We start from the raw sequence: 23,897 nt of genomic DNA on the forward strand, positions 1-23,897 counted from the left end.
TCACGAGGCGGGCGCGTCGGCCGGCGCGTTGTGGCCCTTGCGCGGCCAGTTGTGCGAGAGCACGAAGTCGGAGATGCGCGGGGCGATCTCGGCGCGGAAGCGCGAGCCGTTGAACACGCCGTAATGGCCGACGGTCGGCTGGAGGTAATGCGCGCGCTTGTCGTCAGGCAGGTTCGAGCACAGCGTCTGCGCCGCCCGCGTCTGGCCGACGCCGGAAATGTCGTCGTTCTCGCCCTCGATGGTGAGCAGCGCGACATTGCGGATCTTCGAGGTGTCGACCTTCGCGCCGCGATGGGTCATCTGGCCGGTCGGCAGCGCATGGTCGATGAACACGGTCTGCAGCGTCTGGAGATAATATTCCGCCGGCAGGTCCATGACCGAGAGATACTCGTCATAGAATTCCCGGTGCTTGGCGGCGGAATCGCCGTCGCCCTTCACCAGATGGCTGAACATGTCGGCATGGGCCTGCAGATGGCGCTCGAAATTCATCGCCATGAAGCCGTGAAGCTGCAGGAAGCCGGGATAGACCTGCCGCATGACGCCGCCATTGGGCCACGGCACGGTGGTGATGACATTGCGGCGGAACCAGTCGATGCCGCGCTCCTTGGCGAAGTCGTTCACCGCGGTCGGGCTCTCGCGCGTGTCGATCGGCCCGCCCATCAGCACCATGGAGGCCGGCACGTCCGGGTCGCCCATCTCTTCCATGCGCGCCACGGCGGCGAGCACCGGCACCGCCGGCTGGCACACGGCAAGCGCGTGAACGCCGCCGCCGAGATGGCGGAAGATGTCGATGACATAGTCGATATAGTCGTCAAGATCGAAGCGCCCGCCGCTCATCGGCACGTTGCGGGCGTCAATCCAGTCGGTGATGTAGATGTCGTGGTTCGGCAGCAGCGTCTGCACCGTGCCGCGCAGCAGCGTCGCGTAATGGCCGGAGAGCGGGGCGACGATCAGCATGCGCGGCTGCGGCCGGCGCGGATTGACCGGAAAGTCGCGCTGGAAATGCAGCAGCCGGCAGAAGGGCCGCTCCCACACCGTCTCGATATGCACGGGAACGCGGGTGGCGCCGACCACCGTCTCGGTGATGCCCCAGTCCGGCTTGCCGTAGCGGCGCGTGGTGCGCTCGAACATCTCGCAGGCGGCGGAGATCGACTTGCCGAAGCCGGTATGGGCGAGCGGGTTTGCCGGGTTGCGGTAGTAGAGCCGGTTGGCATCGGCGACCATGCGCAGCGGGTCGAGCGCCGCGTGGCCCATCTCATACATCCAGTAGAGCGGGCGCGAGAAGGCCGATGCCGCTTCCAGCGTGGCCGCCGGCGGCGGGGCCGCCTCGTCGAGATCCGTCAGATCGCCGAAGACGCCGATGGCCATTGAAGTCCTCCATCCCCGTGCCGGCGGGACTGTCCGCCGGAGACGCGATGCTTTGTGCGTTGCAGCATAAATAGGCTCTTTCGCCGCGCCGTCAAATCGGGGTCGCCCTCGCCCTTTCGTCGTATCTGCCTGTATAGAGGAAGCGGCGACGGGGAACACATGACGCTTTCGCTCGATCATCCCATTGGCGAACGGTTTTTCGGCCTCCGGCTGGACACCCTCATCCGCCTGCGCTGGCTGGCGATTTCCGGCCAGACGCTGGCGATCGTGGTGGTGCAGTGGCTGCTCGGCTTCACCCTGCCGCTCGGCGCGTGCCTGGCCGTTGTCGCGCTCTCGGCTTGGCTGAACCTTGCATTGCGGCTGCGCAATCCGGGCGCGCGCCGGCTGTCCGATGTCGAGGCGGCCTGGCTGCTGGCCTATGACATCCTCCAGCTCGCCGCCCTGCTGTTCCTCACCGGCGGCCTCGCCAACCCCTTCGCGCTGCTGTTTCTGGCCCCGGTGCTGATCTCGGCGACCGCATTGTCGCCGCGCACCACCGTGCTGCTCGGCGTGCTGGCGGCGATCTGCGCGGCGCTGGTCGGGCTCTGGCAGATGCCGCTGCCCTGGGCGACCGACGGCACCCCGATGGCGCCGGTGCTGCCCCCGCTCTACCTCGCCGCCATCTGGTTAGCGCTGGCCATCGCCATCGGCTTCATCGGCGTGCATGCCTGGCGGGTGGCGGAGGAGACGCGGGAGCTGTCCGAGGCGCTCGCCGCCACCGAGCTGGTGCTCGCCCGCGAGCAGCATCTCTCGGCGCTGGACGGGCTCGCCGCCGCCGCCGCCCATGAGCTGGGCACGCCGCTCGCCACCATCACGGTGGTGGCCAAGGAACTCGCCCGCGCCCTGCCGCCCGACAGCCCGCTCGCCGACGATATCCGCCTGCTGCGCGAACAGGCCGAGCGGTGCCGCACCATCCTGCGGACCCTGACCTCGCTCGACGCGAGCGATGCCCCGTTCGACCAGATGCCGCTCTCCCACATTCTTGAGGATGTGGTGGCGCCGCACCGCAATTTCGGCATCGCGCTGACCGTCACCGTGCCGACCCGCAGCGAGGACGAGCCGATCATCGCCCGCAATCCCGGCCTGCTCTACGGGCTCGGCAACATCATCGAGAACGCCGTCGACTTCGCCGAGCACCACGTCAACATCGTCGCCAACTGGAGCCGTGACGATGTCACCGTCACCATCACCGATGACGGGCCGGGCTTTCCGCCGGAGCTGATCGATTCCATCGGCGCGCCCTATGTGACGAGCCGCGGCCGCAAGAGCTGGCGCCGCGAGACCGGCGAGGGCGAGGAGGAGACCCGCCAGGGCCTCGGCCTCGGCGTGTTCATCGCCAAGACGCTGCTGGAGCGTTCCGGCGCGGAGCTGAGCTTCGTCAACCGCGCCCCGCCCGCCCATGGCGCCTCGGTCACGGTGCGCTGGCCGCGCCCGCAGATCGACATCTCCGACGAGCCGGCCACCCCGCCGGCCGCCCCGCCGGCTCGCGACACCGACGCGGCGCCGCCGCCCGCGACCGCCTGAGCACGGCGGGCCGGATGCGACAATTTTGCGCTCACGACCTTGGTCGTGTAGGTTCGTATCAAAAGCAGGAAAAAGAACTGTCGCCTCTTTGGCGCGGCGCTAGGGAAGGCCGAAATGCTTGATATCACCTCGGACGTGCAGGATCGCTCGCTGCTGATCGTCGATGATGATCGCCCGTTCCTGCAACGTCTCGCCCGCGCCATGGAAGCGCGCGGCTTCAATGTCACCACCGCCGAGACCGTCGCCGACGGGCTGGCCAGCGTCGAAGGCACCGCCCCGGCCTATGCCGTGGTCGACATGCGCCTCGGCGACGGCAATGGCCTCGACGTCATCTCGGCGCTGAAGCGCCGCCGCCCGGAGGCGCGCGGCATCATCCTCACCGGCTATGGCAACATCGCCACCGCCGTGACGGCGGTGAAGATCGGCGCGGTCGACTATCTCGCCAAGCCCGCCGATGCCGACGACATCTGCGCCGCGCTGAACGCGCAGGGCGAGTTCAAGGCGACGCTGCCGGAAAACCCGATGTCGGCTGACCGGGTGCGCTGGGAACACATCCAGCGCGTCTATGAGCTGTGCGGGCGCAACGTCTCGGAAACCGCGCGGCGCCTGTCCATGCACCGCCGCACCCTCCAGCGGATTCTCGCCAAACGCGCCCCGCGCTGAGGGGCCGGGCGCGAACGCGCCGAGCGGGACATCCTTTGGTCAGGATACCGGCCGGCGGGCCACCAGAGCCCCGCTTTCGCTCACCTCGACGAAGCGTCCTTCCGGCGCCAGCACGGCGAGGCGCGTCCGCAACGCGTCCTCGAAGGCCGCACGCTCCTCCCCCAAGGCAGCCGGCGACGTGACCGAGCGTGACAGGGCGAGCCCCATCACGCTCTCGACCGTGCGCTCAATGGGCTGGATCCGCGCCAGCCGCTCGACATCGGCGAAGGGCGAGTCGAGCAGCACCGCCTCGTGGGGCACCCAGTCGGGGGAGCGGCGCAGCGCCCGCTCAGTGGCCCGCGCGCCCGCATGGCGTTCGGCGAGCTCGTCCAGCGTCGCGCGGTAATCGGGCACCGCGTGCAGCGTGCGGTCGCCCATCAGCACGACGGCGCCGTCCGGCTCCACCATGTCATCCAGCACCGCAAGCGTCGCCGGCCGGTCCATCCAGTGGAAGGAGCGGCCCATGGTGACCAGGCGAAAGCGCCCCAGCGCGCCGGGAAGATCATAGGATGATCCCTCGACGGTGCGGATCACCACGCCCGCCGCCGCGGCTCCCGCCTGTACCGCCTCGAGCATGGACGGCTCAGGGTCCATCGCCGTCACGTCAAGGCCCAGCCGGGCGAAGGCGATGGCCAGCGGCCCGGGCCCGCTGCCGAGATCGAGCATCCGGTCCGCATAGCGCAGGCCAAGCCGCCGGGCGACGGCGGCGATCAGTTCGGGCGGGTAAGGCGTCCGAAACCGATCATAATAGTCGACCGTCGAGCGGAAGCGGTCCGGCTCGAAGGGAATGACCGGCGCCGGGGCGGGCGTGAGCGAGGCATCCATGGCGGGCTCCTGCGAGAGCGCGACGAAAGCGCCAGCATCCGTGCCGATCATGTCGGTCATAGGACAGCGCTCCGGCGCCACCCGCGCCAGAGCCGTCCCGACCTATGCCGCAGCTCGCCCCCTCACACCCGCAGGCCGTGCTCCAGCGCCAGTTCGCGCAGGTTCTTCTCCGGCCGGGCGCCGATATGGCTGATGATCTCGGCGGCGGCGAGCGCGCCGAGCTTCAGGGATTCCTCGGGGGTGAAGCCGCGCGCGAAGCCGTAGAGATAGCCGGCCGCGAACAGGTCGCCGGCGCCGGTGGTGTCCACCACCTTGGCCACCGGGAAGGCCGGCACCGCGACGAGGTCCTCGCCCGCCACCGACAGCGCGCCCTTCTCGCTGCGCGTCACCACGGCGCGGCGCGCATCCTGCCGTAGAGCGGCCAGCGCGGCGTCGAAATCGGTCTCGTAGAGCGACATCAGCTCCGTTTCATTGGCGAACACCAGATCGACCGTGCCGGTGCGGATCAGCTCCAGGAACTCGGCCCGGTAGCGCCCGACGCAGAAGGCATCCGACAGCGTCAGCGCCACGGTGCGCCCGGCGCCATGGGCGATGCCGGCGGCCTTGAGGAAGGCCTCCTTGGCGGCCGGCGGGTCCCACAGATAGCCTTCGAGATAGGTCACGCTGGCGCCGGCCACCGCCGTCTCGTCGACATCCGACGGGGAGAGGTCCTGCGCCGCGCCGAGATAGGTGTTCATGGTGCGCTCGCCATCGGGCGTCACCAGAATGAGGCAGCGCGCGGTGGTCGGGCCGGTGGCGGCGGCCGGCGTGGCATAGGCGACGCCAGCGGCGCGGATGTCGTGGGCGAAGATGCCGCCGAGTTCATCGTCGCGCACCTTGCCGACAAAGCCGGAGATGCCGCCGAAGGAGGCGATGCCGACCATGGTGTTGGCCGCCGAGCCGCCGGAAATCTCCACCCCCGGCCCCATGGCGCCATAGACCGCCTCGGCCCGTTCCTCGTCGATCAGCGTCATGCCGCCCTTGCGCATGGCGTGGCGGTCGAGGAAGCCTTCCTCGGAACGGGCGATCACGTCGACGATGGCATTGCCGAAACCGACGACATCAAGCTGCTGGGCGGTCATGAAGGTTGTTTCCTTGCGCGCAATCCCTGAGCTTTCGCGGTAGCAGAGCGGACGCCCTCCCGCAACGGCGGGAAGGTAGCGAAACCGCGCGCGGGCCGCTTTCCGCGCTGCGCCGCGCCGTCTATTGCTGGGGGATGGCCCTGCTGCGTCGCGCCTCCACCGTCGCCTCCCTCACCCTCGCCTCGCGGCTGCTCGGCTTTGCCCGCGACGCCGGGGTGGCGGCGCTGTTCGGCACCGGGCTGGTGGCCGATGCCTCGGTGGCCGGCCTGTCGCTGGCCCAGCTCTCCCGCCGCCTGCTGGGCGAGGGCGCGCTCAACGCCGCCGTGCTGCCGGCCATCGCCGGCGCGCAGGGCGCGGCGCGGCGCAGACGGGCCGGGGCGGCGCTCCTTCTGTTCGCGGCGGCCGGGCTCGCCCTTGCCGGTCTGCTCTGGCTGTTCATGCCGCAGGTCATTGCCGTGCTGGCGCCGGGCTTTCCCGATGACGGGGAGCGGGTGGCCGGCGCGGTCCATGCGGGGCGGCTCACCGTGATCTGCGTGCCGCTGGCGCTGGTCGCCGGCACGCTGGCCGCGCTGGCCAATGCCGGCGGCGCTCTCGCCCGCCCGGCCATGGCGCCGGCCGCCGCCAATGTCGCGGTGCTCATTCTGCTCGGCCTGCTCTGGCTGGCCGGCGCGCATGAGATGGCGCCGGCCGTCGCGCTGGCCTGGCTCGCCGCCGGGGTGATCGCCGGGGCGGTGACGCAGGTGGCGCTGATCTTCGCCGCCGTGCCCGCCGGCACGCTCGCCCTTCCCTCACGGGGGGCGCTGCGCGCGGCGCTGCCGATGCTCGCCGCCGCCGGGCCGAGCCTGTTCGCCGCCGGCCTGCCGCAACTGCGCTTCCTGATCGCCGCGGCGGCGGCCTCCACCATTCCCGGCGGGGTCGCCGCGCTGTTCTACGCCACACGTCTGGTCGAGCTGCCGCTCGGGCTGATCGGCGCCAGCGCCGGGGCGGTGCTGCTGCCGGCGCTCGCCGCGCGGGACGAGAAGGCCGGCACGGTCGAGGCGCAGGGGATGGAAGCGGCGCTGGCGCTGTCCCTGCCGGCCGCGCTCGGCCTCGCCGTGCTCGCCCATCCCATCGTCGTCGTGCTGTTCCAGCGCGGCGCCTTCGGGGCGGAGGCGGCGACGCTCACCGCGACGACGCTGTCCTGTCTCGCCCTTACCTTGCCGCTTCAGGCGCTGGAGAAGATCCTCGCCGCCATCGCCTTCGCCGCCGGCTTCGGGCGCGATGTCACCCGCGCGGCGCTGATCGGCCTGCCGGTCGGCGCGCTCGCCGGCTTCCTCACCGCCGGCCCGCTGGGCCTTGCCGGTCCCGCCTTCGGCGTGCTGGCGGCCAGCCTCGTGAGCCTCGCCCTGCTGGCCGGCGCGCTCGCCCGGCGCGGCCGGCTGCCTCTGCCGGCAGCGAGCCGGCGCCGGCTGATCGGGCTCGGCGCGGCGGGCCTTGCCATGGCGGGGACGATCCTGCTGGCCGCGCGCCTGCTGGCCGCCCCGCTGGCGGCGGGCGGGCTGATCGCGGCGGGCACGCTCGCCTGCCTGGTGCTCACCGGCATGCTCACCTATGGCGCGACCGCCTTCCTGTGCGGCGGCCTGTCGCCGGCGGCGCTAAAGGCGGGGCTGCGGAACCGCTAGGCCGGCCACGCCCCGCTTGCCCGGCCGGACCCTGTGTGCGATAGCGCCACGCGCGCGGACATCCGGCGCGCGCGACGATCAGGACGGCCCGACATGGAATTCAAGCAGCGCGTCTTTTCCGGCGTCCAGCCCACCGGAAACCTGCATCTCGGTAATTATCTCGGCGCCATCAAGCGGTTCGTGGAGCTGCAGGACAGCTTCGACTGCGTCTATTGCGTCGTCGACATGCACGCCATCACCGTGTGGCAGGACCCGGCCGAGCTGAAGAAGCAGATCCGCGAGGTCACCGCCGCCTTCATCGCCGCCGGCATCGACCCGGCCAAACATATCGTCTTCAACCAGAGCCAAGTCTCCGGCCATGCGGAACTGGCCTGGGTGTTCAACTGCGTCGCGCGCCTCGGCTGGCTCAACCGCATGACCCAGTTCAAGGAGAAGGCCGGCAAGGACCGCGAGAACGCCTCGGTCGGGCTCTACGCCTATCCGAACCTGATGGCCGCCGACATCCTGCTGTACCGCGCCACCCATGTGCCGGTCGGCGAGGACCAGAAGCAGCATCTGGAGTTGACCCGCGACATCGCGCAGAAGTTCAACAATGATTTCGGCCCCTCGATCGCCGCGCACGGGCTCGGCGAGAGCTTCTTCCCGCTGACCGAGCCGCTGATCGGCGGGCCGGCGGCGCGGGTGATGAGCCTGCGCGACGGCGCCAAGAAGATGTCGAAGTCCGACCCCTCCGATCTCTCGCGCATCAACCTTACCGATGATGCCGACGCGGTCGCCTCGAAGATCCGCAAGGCCAAGACCGATCCCGAGCCGCTGCCCTCCGAGGCCGAAGGGCTGAAGGGCCGGCCGGAGGCGGAGAACCTCGTCGGCATCTATGCCGCGCTTGCCGGCAACGCCAAGGAGCAGGTGCTGGCCGATTTCGGCGGCGGCCAGTTCTCCACCTTCAAGGCGGCGCTGGTCGATCTGGCGGTCGCCAAGCTCGGCCCGATCGGCGGCGAGATGAAGCGGCTGATGGACGAGCCCGCCCATATCGACGCCATCCTGCGCGACGGCGCCGCCCGCGCCCGCGTCATCGCCGACGAGACGCTCGGCCATGTGAAGGACATTGTCGGCTTCGTGCGCTGACGGCAGGCTTCAGACTTCAGACTTCAGACTTCAGGCTTCAGGCTTCGGGCTTCGCGCGCTGACCGCGTCCCGAAAGGGGCGCCCGCGCCGCGGACATGGTAAAAGCGCGGGGCGCGCGCGCGGGCTGCGCGGCCGCCCTCAGCCTGTGGAGCCTTCATGCCGCGCACCCGCCAGAGTTTCGCGCCCGGCCACCAGCGCAAATTCCTCGTCGTGGTCGACGACACGCCCGAATGCGACCGTGCCGTCACCTATGCCGCGCGCCGGGCGGCCCGCACGCAGGGCGGCCTCGTGCTGCTGGCGATGCTGGAACTCAGTGATGCCTCGGCGCAATGGCTCGGCGTCGCCAATCTGATGCGCGCGGAAGAGACCGACAAGGCAGAGATGCGGCTCGCCCATTTCAAGGCCCGCGCCCGCTCGGTCGCCGGCATCGAGCCGGAAACGGTGATCCGCGAGGGCGCCTTCGCCGAGGCGATCCACGCCGTGGTGGAGGCCGACGAGGACATCGCCATCCTCGCGCTGGCCGCCGCCACCGGCCATGAGGGCCCCGGCCCGCTGGTCTCGGCGCTGGTGTCCGGCCACTGGATGCTGCCCATCCCCATCACCATCGTGCCGGGCGCGCTGACCGATGCCGATATCGAGGCGCTGGCCTAGGCGCCGGACCGCTCTCGCTGCGCCGCGAGACTCTTGCCTAGATACTCCCGGCAGTATATTTCGACCCCCAGTGAACACGCGATCGCTCGCGCTCTGGTGTCGCCATGCCGCATTCGCCCGATGACAAGAAACGCGCCTTGACGCGGCTGCGGCGCATCCGCGGACAGGCCGAGGCACTCGAGCGCGCGGTCGAGGCCGGGACCGATTGCCGCCCGCTGCTCCAGCAGATCGCGGCGCTGCGCGGCGCCGTCGGCGGGCTGATGGCCGAGGTGCTCGAAAGCCATCTGCGCGAGACCTTCGGGCCGGGCGCGCCGGGCCACCAGCCGGGACCGTTCGATGGCGAGCTCGACGAGATCACCACCATCCTGCGCACCTATCTGAAATAGCGGCGCGAACGCCGCCACACATCGATCCGACAGAGGGACAGACCCATGAAATCGCGTGCCGCCGTTGCCTGGGAAGCCAAGAAGCCGCTGACCATCGAGACCATCGAGATCGGCGGGCCGAAGCCCGGCGAGGTGCTGGTCGAGATCATGGCGACCGGAGTGTGCCACACCGACGCCTATACGCTGGACGGGCTGGATTCCGAGGGCAAATTCCCCGCCATTCTCGGCCATGAGGGCGCGGGCATCGTGCGCGAGCTCGGCGCCGGCGTCACCTCGCTCAAGGTCGGCGACCATGTCATTCCGCTCTACACGCCGGAATGCCGGAACTGCAAAACCTGCCTGTCGCAGCGTTCGAATCTGTGCACCTCGATCCGCGCCACGCAGGGCCAGGGCCTGATGCCGGACCGCACGACCCGCTTCTCCTGCGAGTCCGTGGGCGGGCGCAGCGGCGAGATCTTCCACTATATGGGCTGCTCGACCTTCTCGAACTTCACCGTGCTGCCGGAGATCGCGCTGGCGAAGGTGCGCGAGGACGCCCCCTTCGACAAGATCTGCTACATCGGCTGCGGCGTCACCACCGGCATCGGCGCGGTGGTCTATACCGGCAAGGTGTGGCCGGGCGCCAATGTCGTGGTGTTCGGTCTCGGCGGCATCGGCCTCAACGTGATCCAGGGCGCCCGCATGGTTGGCGCCGACAAGATCATCGGCGTCGACATCAACCCGGCCAAGGTCGCCATGGCCAAGAAGTTCGGCATGACCGACTTCATCAATCCGCTGGAGGTCGGCAACGACAAGGTGGTGCAGGCGATCCAGGACCTCACCGATGGCGGCGCCGACTTCACCTTCGACTGCACCGGCAATGTCAATGTGATGCGCCAGGCGCTGGAAGCCTGCCATCGCGGCTGGGGCACCTCGATCGTCATCGGCGTGGCGCCGGCCGGGGCGGAAATCTCCACCCGCCCGTTCCAGCTGGTGACCGGCCGCAACTGGCGCGGCTCGGCCTTTGGCGGCGCGCGCGGGCGCACCGACGTGCCGAAGATCGTCGACTGGTACATGGAGGGCAAGATCAACATCGATGATCTGATCACCCACACAATGCCGCTCGACGAGATCAACACCGCCTTCGACCTGATGCATGAGGGCAAGTCGATCCGCTCCGTGGTGATCTACTGATGGGCGCGCTGGAGACCATCTCGACCGCCAAGTCCCATGGCGGCGTGCAGGGCGTCTACCGCCATCAATCGGCGGTGACGGGCACGCCGATGACCTTCGCCGTCTTCGTGCCGCCGCAGGCGGCCAACGGCCCCGTGCCTGTGCTGTGGTATCTGTCCGGCCTCACCTGCAGCCATGCCAATGTCATGGAGAAGGGCGAGTACCGCGCCGCCGCCAGCGCCCATGGCGTCATCATCGTCACGCCCGACACCAGCCCGCGCGGCGAGGGCGTGCCGGACGAGAAGGACAATTGGCAGTTCGGCTCGGGGGCCGGCTTCTATCTCGACGCGACGCAAGAGCCCTATGCCGCGAATTACCGGATGTACTCCTACATCGTCGAGGAACTCACCGCGCTGATCGCGGCGGAGTTTCCCGCCGATATGAGCCGGCAGGGCATTTTCGGCCACTCGATGGGCGGGCATGGCGCGCTGACCATGGCGCTGAAGCACCCGGACCGCTTCGCGAGCTGCTCGGCCTTCGCGCCGATCACCGAGCCGAGCTCGGCGGACTGGTCGCGCCCGGCGCTGGAAAAGTATCTCGGCGTCGATCAGGCGGCGTGGCGGGCCTATGACGCGGTGGCGCTGATCGCCGATGGCCGGCGTTTCCCGGATTTCCTGGTCGATCAGGGCACCGCCGACCCGTTCCTGAACACCGGCCTGCGCCCGCAATTGCTGGCTGACGCCTGCCAGAAGGCGGGCATTCCCCTCACGCTCAATCTGCGCGAGGGCTATGATCATTCCTACTTCTTCATCTCGACCTTCATGGCCGACCACATCGCCTGGCACGCCTCCCGCCTCGCGCGGTAGGCCGGCGCGGCATCGAGGACGGGCGGCGGGCGCAAGGTCCGTCGCCCGCTCAGCCGGTCACCGGCTCAGCTTTCGGGATCATCGCTTCCCGCGTCGAACATCGAGCCGGCGCCCAGCGCGCTCTGGCCGATCAGCCGGGCGATGGCGGTGATGTCGGCCTGCCCGCCCAGCCGGTCGCGCGCGGCGGACCAGGTGGCGAGCAGCGCATCGAGCGTCGGCGTCTGCGTGTCGGCGCGGTGGGCGAGGTCGGCGGCGATGGCGATGTCCTTGCAGAACAGCTCCAGCGTCTGGCCGAAATCATAGGTGCCGGTCAGCACGTGGTTCGGCAGCTTGACCTCGGTGGCGTGGCTCTTGCCGGACCCGGCACTCCATACTTTCAGCATCACCTGCGGATCGAGCCCGAGCCGCTGGCCGATGATCAGCGCCTCGGTGGCGCTCCACAGCGTCGCCGCCGACAGGTAATTGTTGAGCGCCTTGATGACATGGCCGGAGCCGACCGGCCCGACATGGATCACCGTGCCGCACATGCGCTCAAGCAAGGGGCGCACCCGCGCGAACACCTCCGGCGCGCCGCCGCACATGGCGGTCAGCGTGCCCGCGCGGGCCCCCGCCATGCCCCCGCTCACCGGCGCGTCGAGCACGGCGATGCCGCGCGGGGCCAGTTCCTGCGCCAACCCGACGATGCCGGCCGGGGCGGCGGTCGACATGTCCACCACCACCGCGCGCGGCGCCCCGGCCAGAGCGCCCTGCGGCCCGAGCAGCGCCTCCCGCACATGGGCGTCGGTCGGCAGCATGGTGATGACGATGTCGCCGGGCAGACCGGCCGCCGTTGTCGCTGCCGGGATGCCGCGGGCGCGAAACGGCGCCAGCGCCGCCTCGGCGAGGTCGACCACCGCCAGCCGCACGCCGCTATCGGCGAGGCGCGCCGCCATCAGGGCGCCCATCCGCCCCACGCCGATGAAAAGCACGCTGTCCTCGGTCACCTTAGCCTCCCCCGTCCCGGCCCCGCCCCGGTCAATGGGCCCGCGCGGCGAGCGAGATCGCCATGGTGGCGACCGCGTTGCGGGCTTCCGTCTCGTCCGACAGGCCGGCGACGCGGCGCGCAAAGGCGCGCAGCAGGCGCACCGATTCGCCATCCAGCGCCGCGATGGTACGGGCGAAATCGAGCGCGCGGGCGAGCGCGGTGCCGGGCGCCACAACCTCGGTCACGATGCCGATCTCCTTCGCCTCCGCCGCGCCGAAATGCCGGCTGGTCAGCGCCAGCTCGAAGGCGCGCTTGAACGGCACGAACTTGCCGAAATAGGACAGCACGATCAGCGGCGGCAGCCCGTGCGACATTTCCGGCAGGGCGAACACCGCATCCTCAGCGGCAATGGCGATGTCGCATTGGGTGGTGAAACCGCAGCCGAAGCCGAGCGCCTTGCCCTCCACCGCCGCGATGAAAGGCACGGGCGAGGCGCGCAGCCGGGCGTTCACCTCAAGGATCAGGTTCAGATCGTCGCGCACCTCCGCCGCCGAGGTCAGTCCGCGCAAACCCACGCGGCCGGCGCAGAAATGCGCGCCCTCGCCCGCCAGCACCACCGCCGTGAGATCGGGCTTGGCCAGCACCTCGTCCAGCGCACCCGCAAAGGCGGCGAGCTGGGCCGAGGAAATGTGGTTGCCGTCGGCGGTGTGGGTGAAGGTGACGGCGTAAATGCCCTCGCCATGCGCATCGATCTTCATCTCAACTCTCCTTGGAACGCCCGGACCGGTCCAGCCGGGCGCGTTTGTCTTGTCGTATTGTATGACGATAATATGCTAGAAGCAGTTCGCCCCTCGGGGCCTGTCCATTGTCGAACGAGGAGCACGCCCGATGGCGATGATCGAGCTGAACGGGGAAAGCCTGGGCTATGAGCGGGAGGGCAGCGGCGAGCGGCTCCTGCTGATCCACAGCCTCGGCACCGGCGCCTGGATGTGGCGCGAGCAGATTCGCCGCTGGTCCGCCGATTTCGAGGTGATCGCCGTGGATGCGCGCGGCCATGGCCGCTCCACCCGTCGCGGCGGCTTCACCGTGCGCAACGTCGCGGCCGATCTCGCCGCCGTGCTGGAGGCCTTCGGCGGCGAGCCCGCGCGCGTGCTCGCCATCTCCATGGGCGGGCCGATCGCCGCCCATCTCACCGATCTCGCGCCGCATCTGGTCAGCCGGCTGGTGATCGCCGACAGCTTCGCCACGCAGGGCGAGGCCGGCGCCACCCGCGCCGCCGCCATTGCCGAGACCATCGCCAAGGGCTCGATGCAGGATTATGCCCGCGCCTATGCCGCCGACACGCTGGTCGAGGACGACCCGACCCATGTCGCCGCGCTGGTAGCCAGCATCGCCGGGATGGAGCCTGCCGCCTATGTCGAGGCGGCGCAATCGGTGTTCACCGCCGATGTGGTCGATCTCTACAAGGCGGTGCGGGTGCCGACCCGTGTCGTCGTCGGTGCGCGCGACAACCGCACCCCGCCGCGCCTGTCGCAGGAGATCGCCCGGCTCATCCCCGGCGCCGACTATGCGGAGATCGAGGGCGCCCGGCATCTGGCCAATCTCGACCGGCCGGAGGCGTTCCACGCCGCCGTCGAGCCGTTCCTGCTGGCGCGCTGAGAGATCGCCGCGATGAACTCCCCGCTCGGCATCGGCCCCCTCAGCCAGGAAAGCGCGCCGCTGCGCCGCAAGCTGGTGGCGACGCTGCGCCGGCTGATCGAAACCGGCGCGCTCGCCGCCGGCCAGCGCCTGATCGAGAAGGACCTCACCGCCGAGCTGGGGGTGAGCCGCACCGTGCTGCGCGAGGCGCTGCGCGAGCTGGAGGCGGACGGCCTGCTCGCCGCCGGCCCGCGCGGCCTCTCGGTCGCCGTGCTGGCGCAGGGCGAGGCGGAGAACATCTATGCGGTACGCGCCGCGCTGGAGGCGATGATCGCCCGCCAGTTCTGCCAGCGCGCCGATGCGGCGGGACAGGCGGCGCTGACCGGCGCGCATCACAACCTCGCCCGCGCCTATGACAGCGGCGGGCTGGGCGCGATCCTCGACGCCAAGCTGGCCTTCTACCGCGCGCTGTGCGCCGGTGCCGGCAATCCGGTGGCGCTCGATCTGCTGGAACGACTGAACGCCCGCATCAGCCTGCTGCGCGCCCGCTCGCTGGTCGACCCCGGCCGCGCGCAGGCCTCGATCCGCGAAATCGACGCGCTGGTGGCGGCGCTGCTCGCCCGCGAGGACGCCCGCGCCGCCACGCTGGCCGAACGCCACGTCGCCGCCGCCGCCCGCGCCGCGCTGGCCGCCTCCTCTTCCCCGCTCAATGATTCGGAGACCGCTCAATGACCGACGACCTTTTTGAAAAGGGCCTTGAAATCCGCCGCGCCGTGGTCGGCAGCGCCTATGTCGACAAGTCGCTGGCGGAGGCCGACGACTTCACCCGCCCGCTGCAGGAGCTGGTGACCAAATATTGCTGGGGCGAGGTGTGGGGCCGCGAGGGTCTGGCCCGCCGCGACCGCTCGCTGCTCAATCTCGGCATGATCGCGGCGCTGAACCGTCCTCATGAGCTGAAGCTCCATGTGCGCGGCGCCCTCAACAACGGGCTGACGCGCGAGGAAATCCGGGAGGTATTCCTCCAGGTAGCGATCTATTGCGGCGTCCCCGCCTCACTCGACAGCTTCCGCATCGCCCGCGAAGTGTTCGCCGAGGAAGACGCCAAGGCCGCCGCCGCCAAGGGGTGAGCTTTGGGCCTTTCCCGCGCTGAGCGTGCCTTGCCCTCTCCCCACTGGGGAGAGGTGGCCCGCGCAGCGGGGTCGGTGAGGGGGAGCCCGGTCGCGGAGCGGTCGAAGGCCCCTCACCCCAGCCCTCTCCCCCGACGGGGAGAGGGAGAGGCAGTCCCCTTACTTCTGGTCCTCGGGGATCACCTTCCCGTCGATGGTCATCGGCTCGCCGTCCAGCGACAGCGAACAGCCGCGCAGCGGAATGTCCATGTGGCAGGGTGTGTTGCGGGTGCCGCCGGCCTCGGTGTTCGGGCCGCTCGACCACAGGAAATTGCCCCAGAAGGAGCGCGCATCCATGGAAAGCCCGGCCTCGCGGTCATAGAGGCCGAGCGTCGTCCAGTGCGCGCGCTTGTGCAGGCCCCAGCCGACATGCGCCATCGCATAGGCGTCGGGGTCGTTGAAGCTTTCCATGTAGCTGCGCAGATATTCCGCCTCGAAGCCGCCCTCGATGGAGCGGATCCAGCCGCCCTCGATGCCGATGCGGATCGGCTCACGGGCATAGCGTTTGAACGGCAGCAGAATGTCGCCGGTGTCGATGACGATGGTGCCCTCGCAGGTGCCTTCATCCGGCCAGGTGGCGACGAAGCAGCTCGGCCAGTGGTCCCAGCCGCCGCGCGTGTCGACGAAGCCCTGCTGCTTCAGCACCGGGTACTGGCCGATGGAGCAGCGGAAATCCGTGCCCGCCTTCGAGGTGACGGTGAGCGTCTTCGCCTTGGCGAGGCGGGCGGCGGCGTTGCCAGCGCGGCGGGCGTCGTCCAGCGTCGGCTTCATGCGCAGCATCACCTCCGGCGGCTCGCAGGCGAGCAGCATCCGGGCGCCGGTCTTCAGGATCTCGTCCTGCTCGGGCGAGAACAGCAGCAGCATGGTGTCGATAACGAGATCGGAATGCTTCATCGCTTCCAGCGCCGCGCGGTTGCCCTTCAGCGCGGTGTGGCCGACATAGCCGGACTTGTCGCGCGAGAGCGCCACGTCGCCATTGAGCGGCGGCAGGTGAAGGATGGTCAGCACGCCGCCGAGCTGGCCGACCGCCGTGCGGACGGTGGCGACGAGCTGCGGGTTGCTGTCATCGCTGACCAGCAGGCAGACCTGCTCGCCCGCTGTCAGCTTCGACAGGGTGAGCACATCCTTCCACGCCTCGATGAGCGCCAGATCACTGATAGCCATGATTACCTTCCCTGTTGGGAATCCTGCGGAATGTCCGCGCCGCCGGTTCAGGCCAGCGAGCGATAGGCGCGGTCGAAATGGATGAGCGGTGGCTGCGCGCCGCCGAGGCGCACCGCGCGCACGGTGCCGAAGAACACCGTGTGGGTGTAGGCCTCGACGCTCTCGGCCAGCGTGCAGTCGATGCTGACCAGCGCCCCGTCGAGAGCCGGAGCGCCCGTGACCAGCGAGCGCCAATCGGCCCCGGCGAACTTTTCCGCACCGGCGAGGCCGTGCCGGCCGGCGAAACGGTCGGCGACCGGCAGGTTCGCTTCCGCCAGCACGTTGACGCAGAAGGCGCGGGAGCGGGCAATGGCGCGATGCGCGTCGCCCTCGCGGTTGACGCAGACCAGCAAAGTCGGCGGGGCGATCGACACGCTGGCCACCGCCGTGGCGGTGAGCCCGCGCGCCTCCTCGCCCTGCCCGGCGGTGATGACCGTGACCGCGCTGGCGGTGAGGCCCATGGCGCGCTTGAACGCCTCGACCAGCGCCGGGTCGATCGGCTCCATCGGGGATATCGCCAGCGCGCCCATCACGCCCCCGCCTTCAGCGCGTCTTCGATGAAGGCGGCGAGCGCCAGCGTTTCCGCATCCGCACCAATGCGCCCGACCACCTGCACGCCGACCGGCAGGCCGAGCGGGCCGACACCCGCGGGGACCGACAGCGTCGGCACATGCAGCAGCGTCCAGGGCTTGTTGAACACCGGGTCGCCGGTAGCGGTGCCGAGCGGCGCCTCGCCCGGCGCGGCCGGGGTGATGAGGCCGTCGCAGCCGCCCAGCAGTTCCTCGACGATTGCCTCGCGCTGCCGGAGCACGGCCAGCGCCGCGTCGTACTCGGCCCGCGTCGCCCTGGACAGCGTCTCGATGAAGCCGCGCGTGATCGGCGAGATGCGCGCGCCCATCACGCGATGCTCATAGGCCAGCGTGCGCGGCGTCTCGAAGCCCATCACCGCGTCGAACAGCGCATAGAGCCGCTCGAAATGGTCGGGAACCTCCAGCTCGCGCACCGTGCCGCCGGCCGCCTCGATGGCCGTCACGGTACGGGCGAGCGCGTCGCGAGTGGCGGGCTCGGCCTGCGCCCAGCGGGAGGTGCGGAACAGGCCGATCAGCGGCGCGCCGCCGGTCCGTCCCTGCGCCAGCGCCGGGCGCTCGGCCAGCGCGGCGACGGCGAAGGCAGCATCGCGCACGTCGCGGGTCACCAGCCCGAGATGATCGAGCGTGTCGGAGAGCGGCTTGATGCCGGCCCGGTTGAGCGTGCCGAAGCTCGGCTTATAGCCGACCACGCCGCAATAGGAGGCCGGGCGCAAGATCGAGCCCGCCGTCTGCGTGCCGAAGGCGATTTGCACCATGCCGGCCGCCACCGCCGCGCAGGAGCCGCTCGACGAGCCGCCGGGCGTGTGGGCGGGGTTGACCGGGTGGCGCGTCTTGCCGGGGCTCGACATGGCGAATTCGGTCGAGACGGTCTTGCCCATCACCACCCCGCCAAAGGCGCGGGTGAGCGCCACGGCGGGCGCGTCCCACAGGGGGCGATGCCCCTCATAGACCGCCGAGCCATAGCCGGTCGGCATGTCCGCCGTGTCGATCACGTCCTTGACGCCGAAGGTGACGCCGGCGAGCGGCCCGGCGGGCGCGGCTTTGGCTTCCGCCAGCGCGCGCTCCCGGTCGAAAAAGGCGAAGGCCTGCACCTCCAGTTCCATCGCCGCGATGCGGTCGGCGAAGGCGGCGGTCACGGCTTCGGCCGTCATCTCGCCGGCAGAAACGCGCCGGGCGGTCTCGCGGGCGGAGAGGTCGGCGAGGTGGGTCACGTCCGTCATGGGGAAACTCCCGCCGAGAGGTTCGGGCGGGTGCCGAACCAGGGCCGCGCCCGCTCCAATTGCCCGGCCAGGCTGAACAGCAGCCCGTCCTGCCCGAGCCCGGCGCCGAACTGCACCCCGACCGGCAGGCCACCGCCGGACATGCCGAGCGGCACGCTCATCGCCGGGAAGCCGGAGGCGTTGAAGGCGCAGGTGAAGGGCGCATGGGTCCAGAAGGCGTCGTAGAAGGCATCAAGGCTCTTGTCCCCGCCGGCCAGCACGCCGAGCGGCGGCGGCAGTTCGGCGGCGGTGGGCGAGAGCAGCACGTCATAGCGGGTGAAGAAGCGCCCGAGCGCGCGCGCCGTCTGGTGCAGCACATTGACCGCGCCGAGATAGGCGGTGGCCGGCAAGGCGCGCGCCTCGCGCACCCATTGCGCATTCACCGGCTCGATCGCGCCAAGCGGATCATCCAGCCCCAGCGCCCGCCCGCGCCCCTCAACCGCCGGGGCGACATTGACCCCGACGATGATGCGCCAGGCCGCTTTCAGCGCATGGGCGTCATAGCCCGGCTCGCAGATCTCGACTTTGTGGCCGAGCGCCTCGCACAGCCGCGCGGCGGCTTCCGCGACGCGCCGGCATTCCGGGTCGACCGGCGTGCCGAGCGGCGAGTCGGGGGTGAAGCCGATACGCAGCGGGCGGGGATCGCGGCCCACCTGCGACAGGTAGCTCTCAGGTCCCACGGGCGAAAAATAGGGATCGCCCACGTCCGGCCCGGCGGTCGCGTCGAGCAGGGCGGCGTTGTCGCGCACGCTCCAGCTCGCGGCATGGGGGGTCGACATGCCGGCAATCGCCTCGACGACCACCGGGCCGAGCGGGTTGAGCATCCGGCTCGGCTTGAAGCCGAACAGGCCACAATGGGAGGCCGGCAAGCGGGTCGAACCGGCGCCGTCCGAGGTGTTGGCCATCGGCACATAGCCGGCGGCGATGGCGGCGGTGGAGCCGCCCGACGAGCCGCCGGGGCTGCGCGCCGTGTCCCACGGGTTGCGCGAGGGGCCGAAGGCGTCCGGCTCGGTGGTGAAGCTGAGCGCGAATTCCGGCGTGTTGGACTTCGCCAGGATCACCAGCCCGGCCGCCTTGTAGCGGGCGACCAGCGTGCCGTCGCGCGCCGAGACATTGTCGCGGAACAGGTTCGAGCCGGTCGAGAGCACCGTGCCGGCCATCTCGAAGCCGGTGTTCTTCAGCAGGAACGGCACGCCGGTAAACGGGCCGTCCGGCAGTCCCTCGGCAACGGCCTCTCGCGCCAGATCCTCGAAGCGATGCACGAGGGCATGGAGCGTCGGCTCATGCGCCTCGACGCGCGACAGCGCGGCATCGAGCAGGTCGGCGGGCTTCACCTCGCCGGCGCGCACCAGCTCGGCGAGGCCGATGGCGTCATAGTCTTCATAGCCGGCAAAGCCTTCATGGGAGACGGGCGCCGTGCTCATGCCGTCCTCCCCGCTTGCGCCCCGGCGCCGCTGATCTGCCGCTGGAAATCGGCCGGATCCCAATAATCGCGCGTGCCTGAAATGGCGCCGTCCGCGAGGTCGAAGACATGCACGCCGCGCAGTTCGATCGGCAGGCCGCGCGTCGGCGCGCCGCGCAGGTCGACGCCCAGCCGGCCGGTCAGCGTGTAGACCACGGCGACGCGCGGGCCGGAATCGATCCGCTCGCGCATCTGCCAATGGGCATCGGTGATGAAGCCGAAGAAACGCTCCAGCCCCTCGCGCAGCGCCTCGCGGCCCTGGCGGCGCGTGCCGTTATGGGCTTCCTCGTGCCAGCCATCGCACAGATAGAGCGCGCTCGCGGCTTCCGCGCTCCCCCGGTTATAGGCGTCGTAGAACACGTCCACCACATCCGGGGCGGCGGCGGCACGCGCGGCGGCGCCGTGGGATGAAGCCATGGAGTGCCTCCGGTCGGTTCAGGGCGGGAGAAGCGCCGGACCGTCAGATGAACGGCCCGGCAGCGCGCGGGATCGCAACACCATACCCCCCGCGAGGGGGTACGGGCCCGCTCAGGGCATGCCGGCGAGCTTCTTCACCTGGCCGATGAAAGCGTCGCGCTTCACCTCATTATAGAGGCGCTCGCGCAGGCGCGGGGCGGGGCTGGCATTGACGTTCTCGAACAGGGCCACCCGCCCCGCGAGGGACGAGGAGGTCATGTCCCAGATGAAGTTCATCAGCAGTTCCTTGACCTCGGCGCTGACCCCCTTGCCGGGCAACAGGTCGTGCAAATGATGGCCGATCTCGGGATTGTCGAAGGCCGCCTTGCCGAAGCGCATGACGAGACCCTGGCCGCACAGTTCCTGCAGCGTGTGGATGATGCGCGGGTAGTGCTCGATGGAATAGAGTCGGCCGGCGGTGAGCATGCCGACATCCGGCGCCATCACCTCGCCCTCGGTCGGCTTGGCCAGCGCCTCGGCGGCGGTCACGAAAGCGCGCAGCGTCTGGGCGTACTGGATGATCTCGCCGAGCATGCCCTGCACCGCCGGGATGTGCGAGGTGCCGAGAATGTCCAGCACGAGCTGGCCGGCGCCGACGAACAGCTCGGCCTTCACGGTCAGGCGGGTCAGCACGTGCCAATGCGCGAAGACGCAGACCGGCCCGTAATAGGACATGGCCGTCGGGTCGCCGAGGTTGAAGATACGGTCGGTCGGCACGAACACGTTGTCGAAGATGATGAGCTGGTCGGCTTCCTCGCCGAGGCGGGCGACCGGGTGGTCGAACGGGTCGGCGCCGGGATGGGAGACCATCTCGCGCGAGATCAGCTTGATGCCCTCGGCATTGATCGGCACCGAGGCCCAGATGCAGGCTTCCGCCGGGGTCTCGCGGATGCCGCCGAGATTGGTGAAGAATATCTCATTGGCCTGCGCCGAGATCGAACCGACCGTCTTGGCGCCGGAAACGCGGATGCCGCCCTTCTCGACGCTCTTGACCTTCAGCAGCGAGGCTTCCGCGCCCTTGGCGCTGGAGCGGTCATTCTGCGGGCCGGTCAGGCTTTCCGAGGCGGTGAGGTTGGTGTCGCGGCCATAGGCGACATAGGCCTCGATATTCTCGGCGAAATCGGGGTTGCAGCCCTCGATCAGCGACTTCTTCGACTTGAAGGTCGGCAGATAGGCCAGCAGGCCGACGGCGATGGCGGGAGCCAGATCCGGCGGGCGGCCAAAGGTGCCGGCGGTCTTCAGGCTGGTATATTCGATCATCTTGCGACGGTCGGCGAGGTCTTCCTTGGTGCGCGGCACCTGCCAGGAACGGCTCGCCACCGCGCCGCTATCGTCGATATAGGTCGTGGCATCGGCGAATTCCGGCGTGAACTGGTCGTCGAACATCGAGGCGATCAGGTCGACGCCGGCCGACAGCGCCGGGTTATCGAAGACGCTGGCGATGCGCTTGCCGCCGACCCACAAGGCGCGACCGTCGTCGAGCGACTTCTTGAATTCATCACCGGTCTTGAGCTTGTGGCCTACGGGAAGATCCCGCTTCGGCGTCTGCGCGTTCATCGTCCGCTCTCCTCTGAAGAACCCGTTCCCGGACGCCGTCGTGGTCGATCTCAGTCGCTGCATTCACCGCGTTGCGCGCCACCGGATGACGCCTGTGGCACGCGCCGCCTGTCGGGCTCGGGTGAAGCGATCCAACCATTGATTGGCTGAAATGGTCAAGCCCCTATTGCACGCCCCGCCAATGCCTAAACTTCGCACATATCCGCCGGATAAGAAACTTTCTTACACATATGACCGCTATAATCGCCTTAGAATATCGCTTTATTCCGCTCAAACGCACCAATTCGCCGCACAAAAAAGAAGCATAACAAAATGGCGTGCGGCTCGAAGCCCCTCGCGACTGACCAAATTCAGCCACCAACCGCTTGACCAAAAAAAATGGTTCTGTCTTTTTGGTTGAGGACGACAGACAGTTCAGCGCGGTGGAGCCATCGCGGGAGAGGTCGGCATGGGCAGCCTCGACATGGGCAACGTCGACACGGCGAGCGCCGGCATGGGCAGCGCCGGGCACGGAACCGGCCGATCAGTCGGCCGCGCGCCGCTGGCAGTCCAGCGCCTGCGCCGTGGCGCCCGCCCGGCAGTCCAGTTCCACGCCCGGCTCGCGCGCGCCGGCGCGCCGCTCCAGCCGGATCATGCTGCGGGTGGAAACATCCGCCCCCTCATAGCCGCACCACAGGGTCTGGATCGGCATCCGGTCCTGCTGCGCATTGAGCAGGAACACCTCGCCGCTCGCCGCCTTGGACCACAATTGCGCGTCCAGCCGCCCGCCGGGCGCGACCGTGCCGATGGCGGCGGAGTACCAATGGGCGATGGCGGCGGCGCAGGCGAGCGGGCGATCGGTCGCGTTGCGCACACGGAACGGCACCGCCTCCAGCCCCTCCACGCCGCGCTCCACCACGAGCGCCTCCTGCGCCAGCGCCCGGCCGGCGACCGGCGCGGCGCTGGCGGCGAGACCCGCAAAACCCAGAACAAGAAACGCCCGCATGCCGCACCTTTTCTATCTACTACTGGATCGATACGCTTTCTAGACCATGGAAAGACGCTGATCTACAGTCGTGAAATAATATAATTCACGTATAACATAAAGAGGGCCTTCCATGAGACACCGCATCTTCAAGACCACGGCATTGACGATACTTGGAATCACCTCGCTTGCCCTGATGTCGACGGCGCTGACCGCCGTGACCCAGGCGGCCGAGCTGAAGTCGATCGCCATTCTCACCCCCGAGCCCGGCACGGATTATGGCTGGAACCAGCAGGGCGTCGATGCCGCCAAGGCCGCCGGCAAGGCGGCGGGCGTCGAGGTGCTGGTGGCCGAGAATCTCGGCTATGGCGATGTGCGCCCGACGCTGCGCGAGATGGCGCAGGATGGCGCCGGGCTGCTGATCGCCCATGCCAGCGGCTACAACACCGCCGCCCCCGAGATCGGCGCCGAGATGAAGGTGCCGGTCGCCATCGTCGACCTGCCGGACGCCCGCAAGCCCGGCGCGGTCGCCGACTACACCGCCAGCGGCCATGAGGGCGCGTATCTGGCCGGCCGCCTCGCCGCCAAGATGAGCAAGACCGGCACGGTCGGCATTGTCGTCTCCGGCGAGCCGCCGTCCTGGAACTCGCAGTCCTCCGCCTTCGCCGAGGGTGCCAAGGCCGAGAAGCCCGGCATCAATGTGCGCTACGCGGTGATCGGACCGGCGGCCTATTCGGACGCGGCCGGCGGCAAGCGCGTCACCGAGGCGCTGATCGCGGCCGGCGCCGATATCATCTTCGGCCAGGGCAACGGCTCGAGCTTCGGCATGTTGCAGGCGGTCGAGACCAACAAGGCGACCAATGGCGGCAAGGTCTATTTCATCGACGTGATCGGCGACAAGACCGCCATCGACAAGGGCAACCTGCTCTCGTCCGTGGTGTGGAACCTGACCCCGGTCTATGCGGCGATGATCGCCGACGTGAAGGCCGACAAATACGGCTCGCGCAACTACGACATCAACCTCAAGGACGGCTCGGTCACGCTGCTCAAGACCACGCACATCCCGGCCGATGTGTGGGCGCAGATCGAGGCGCTGAAGAAGGACATCATCGACGGCAAGATCAAGGTGACCGCGCATTACGATGCCGACACCGTGCACAAGATGGTGTCGCAGCTTCCCACCGCCCAGTGACGCGTTGGCCACGGCCCGCCTGCGGG

Annotated in this window: 24 protein-coding genes; 12 read left to right on the forward strand and 12 right to left on the reverse strand. The window is 69.5% G+C overall.

The window, feature by feature from the left end; genetic code table 11:
• Window positions 1-1,368, reverse strand: a complete 1,368-nt coding sequence (locus KIP89_RS09205; protein ID WP_213755070.1) for a polyhydroxyalkanoate depolymerase — start codon at window positions 1,366-1,368, stop codon at window positions 1-3.
• Between the two features lie 159 nt (window positions 1,369-1,527).
• Here KIP89_RS09205 and KIP89_RS09210 point away from each other — a divergent pair, with 159 nt between their 5' ends.
• Both KIP89_RS09210 and KIP89_RS09215 read left to right on the forward strand, forming a co-directional pair.
• On the forward strand, window positions 1,528-2,931 hold the full coding sequence (locus KIP89_RS09210) for an ActS/PrrB/RegB family redox-sensitive histidine kinase (protein ID WP_213755071.1): 1,404 nt from the start codon (window positions 1,528-1,530) through the stop codon (window positions 2,929-2,931).
• A 114-nt stretch (window positions 2,932-3,045) separates the two neighbouring features.
• Window positions 3,046-3,594, forward strand: coding sequence for an ActR/PrrA/RegA family redox response regulator transcription factor (locus tag KIP89_RS09215; protein ID WP_213755072.1), 549 nt, complete (start codon window positions 3,046-3,048; stop codon window positions 3,592-3,594).
• 39 nt (window positions 3,595-3,633) lie between these two features.
• On the opposite strand, the gene KIP89_RS09220 is transcribed toward KIP89_RS09215, so the two are convergent.
• A complete protein-coding gene (locus tag KIP89_RS09220; protein ID WP_213755467.1) occupies window positions 3,634-4,458 on the reverse strand; it encodes a class I SAM-dependent methyltransferase in 825 nt (274 codons plus the stop codon).
• A 122-nt stretch (window positions 4,459-4,580) separates the two neighbouring features.
• The gene (locus KIP89_RS09225) at window positions 4,581-5,579 is read right to left on the reverse strand and encodes an adenosine kinase (protein ID WP_213755073.1); all 999 of its coding nucleotides are present in this window, start codon (window positions 5,577-5,579) and stop codon (window positions 4,581-4,583) included.
• A 134-nt stretch (window positions 5,580-5,713) separates the two neighbouring features.
• On the opposite strand from KIP89_RS09225, the gene KIP89_RS09230 reads away from it, so the two are divergent.
• The 6 genes from KIP89_RS09230 to fghA all read left to right on the forward strand — a co-directional run bounded on the left by KIP89_RS09230 (window position 5,714) and on the right by fghA (window position 11,420).
• A complete protein-coding gene (locus tag KIP89_RS09230; protein WP_213755074.1) occupies window positions 5,714-7,240 on the forward strand; it encodes a lipid II flippase MurJ in 1,527 nt (508 codons plus the stop codon).
• A 93-nt stretch (window positions 7,241-7,333) separates the two neighbouring features.
• Window positions 7,334-8,365: a tryptophan--tRNA ligase gene (gene trpS / locus KIP89_RS09235; RefSeq protein WP_213755075.1), complete on the forward strand. Its 1,032-nt coding sequence runs from the start codon at window positions 7,334-7,336 to the stop codon at window positions 8,363-8,365.
• A gap of 156 nt (window positions 8,366-8,521) precedes the next feature.
• On the forward strand, window positions 8,522-9,016 hold the full coding sequence (locus tag KIP89_RS09240; protein WP_213755076.1) for a universal stress protein: 495 nt from the start codon (window positions 8,522-8,524) through the stop codon (window positions 9,014-9,016).
• A gap of 104 nt (window positions 9,017-9,120) precedes the next feature.
• A complete protein-coding gene (locus tag KIP89_RS09245; protein ID WP_213755077.1) occupies window positions 9,121-9,402 on the forward strand; it encodes a metal/formaldehyde-sensitive transcriptional repressor in 282 nt (93 codons plus the stop codon).
• 45 nt (window positions 9,403-9,447) lie between these two features.
• A complete protein-coding gene (locus KIP89_RS09250; protein WP_213755078.1) occupies window positions 9,448-10,575 on the forward strand; it encodes an S-(hydroxymethyl)glutathione dehydrogenase/class III alcohol dehydrogenase in 1,128 nt (375 codons plus the stop codon).
• Window positions 10,575-11,420 (forward strand): S-formylglutathione hydrolase, encoded by an 846-nt coding sequence (gene fghA / locus KIP89_RS09255; protein ID WP_369807093.1) that lies wholly within the window; start codon window positions 10,575-10,577, stop codon window positions 11,418-11,420. Before KIP89_RS09250 ends, fghA begins: the two co-directional genes overlap by 1 nt.
• A gap of 65 nt (window positions 11,421-11,485) precedes the next feature.
• On the opposite strand, the gene KIP89_RS09260 is transcribed toward fghA, so the two are convergent.
• Window positions 11,486-12,403 (reverse strand): NAD(P)-dependent oxidoreductase, encoded by a 918-nt coding sequence (locus tag KIP89_RS09260; RefSeq protein ID WP_213755079.1) that lies wholly within the window; start codon window positions 12,401-12,403, stop codon window positions 11,486-11,488.
• Between the two features lie 31 nt (window positions 12,404-12,434).
• Window positions 12,435-13,142, reverse strand: coding sequence for an enoyl-CoA hydratase/isomerase family protein (locus KIP89_RS09265; protein ID WP_213755080.1), 708 nt, complete (start codon window positions 13,140-13,142; stop codon window positions 12,435-12,437).
• 130 nt (window positions 13,143-13,272) lie between these two features.
• On the opposite strand from KIP89_RS09265, the gene KIP89_RS09270 reads away from it, so the two are divergent.
• The 3 genes from KIP89_RS09270 to pcaC are packed head-to-tail and all read left to right on the forward strand — an operon-like array spanning window position 13,273 to window position 15,149.
• Window positions 13,273-14,043, forward strand: coding sequence for an alpha/beta fold hydrolase (locus KIP89_RS09270; RefSeq protein WP_213755081.1), 771 nt, complete (start codon window positions 13,273-13,275; stop codon window positions 14,041-14,043).
• A gap of 12 nt (window positions 14,044-14,055) precedes the next feature.
• Window positions 14,056-14,754, forward strand: a complete 699-nt coding sequence (locus KIP89_RS09275; RefSeq protein ID WP_213755082.1) for a GntR family transcriptional regulator — start codon at window positions 14,056-14,058, stop codon at window positions 14,752-14,754.
• Window positions 14,751-15,149 carry a 4-carboxymuconolactone decarboxylase gene (pcaC, locus tag KIP89_RS09280; protein ID WP_213755083.1) on the forward strand — a complete coding sequence of 133 codons (399 nt, stop codon included), beginning with the start codon at window positions 14,751-14,753 and terminating at the stop codon, window positions 15,147-15,149. Before KIP89_RS09275 ends, pcaC begins: the two co-directional genes overlap by 4 nt.
• A 159-nt stretch (window positions 15,150-15,308) precedes the next feature.
• On the opposite strand, the gene KIP89_RS09285 is transcribed toward pcaC, so the two are convergent.
• From KIP89_RS09285 to KIP89_RS09315, 7 genes are all read right to left on the reverse strand, one after another.
• Entirely contained in the window at window positions 15,309-16,352 is a 1,044-nt protein-coding gene (locus KIP89_RS09285; protein ID WP_213755084.1) for a 2,5-dihydroxypyridine 5,6-dioxygenase NicX family protein, read from the reverse strand.
• A 47-nt stretch (window positions 16,353-16,399) separates the two neighbouring features.
• On the reverse strand, window positions 16,400-16,921 hold the full coding sequence (locus KIP89_RS09290) for a flavin reductase family protein (protein ID WP_213755085.1): 522 nt from the start codon (window positions 16,919-16,921) through the stop codon (window positions 16,400-16,402).
• Window positions 16,921-18,201 carry an amidase gene (locus KIP89_RS09295; protein ID WP_213755086.1) on the reverse strand — a complete coding sequence of 427 codons (1,281 nt, stop codon included), beginning with the start codon at window positions 18,199-18,201 and terminating at the stop codon, window positions 16,921-16,923. Before KIP89_RS09295 ends, KIP89_RS09290 begins: the two co-directional genes overlap by 1 nt.
• The gene (locus tag KIP89_RS09300) at window positions 18,198-19,664 is read right to left on the reverse strand and encodes an amidase (RefSeq protein WP_213755087.1); all 1,467 of its coding nucleotides are present in this window, start codon (window positions 19,662-19,664) and stop codon (window positions 18,198-18,200) included. Before KIP89_RS09300 ends, KIP89_RS09295 begins: the two co-directional genes overlap by 4 nt.
• Window positions 19,661-20,119 (reverse strand): nuclear transport factor 2 family protein, encoded by a 459-nt coding sequence (locus KIP89_RS09305; protein ID WP_213755088.1) that lies wholly within the window; start codon window positions 20,117-20,119, stop codon window positions 19,661-19,663. Before KIP89_RS09305 ends, KIP89_RS09300 begins: the two co-directional genes overlap by 4 nt.
• A 111-nt stretch (window positions 20,120-20,230) precedes the next feature.
• Window positions 20,231-21,715 carry a 4-hydroxyphenylacetate 3-hydroxylase N-terminal domain-containing protein gene (locus KIP89_RS09310; RefSeq protein WP_213755089.1) on the reverse strand — a complete coding sequence of 495 codons (1,485 nt, stop codon included), beginning with the start codon at window positions 21,713-21,715 and terminating at the stop codon, window positions 20,231-20,233.
• Between the two features lie 523 nt (window positions 21,716-22,238).
• On the reverse strand, window positions 22,239-22,700 hold the full coding sequence (locus tag KIP89_RS09315; protein WP_213755090.1) for a hypothetical protein: 462 nt from the start codon (window positions 22,698-22,700) through the stop codon (window positions 22,239-22,241).
• 112 nt (window positions 22,701-22,812) lie between these two features.
• On the opposite strand from KIP89_RS09315, the gene KIP89_RS09320 reads away from it, so the two are divergent.
• Entirely contained in the window at window positions 22,813-23,871 is a 1,059-nt protein-coding gene (locus KIP89_RS09320) for a putative B6 ABC transporter substrate-binding protein (protein ID WP_250152288.1), read from the forward strand.
• Window positions 23,872-23,897: the final 26 nt, after the last annotated feature.

The organism is Ancylobacter radicis, from assembly GCF_018449475.1.
GTDB classification, from domain to species: domain Bacteria; phylum Pseudomonadota; class Alphaproteobacteria; order Rhizobiales; family Xanthobacteraceae; genus Ancylobacter; species Ancylobacter radicis.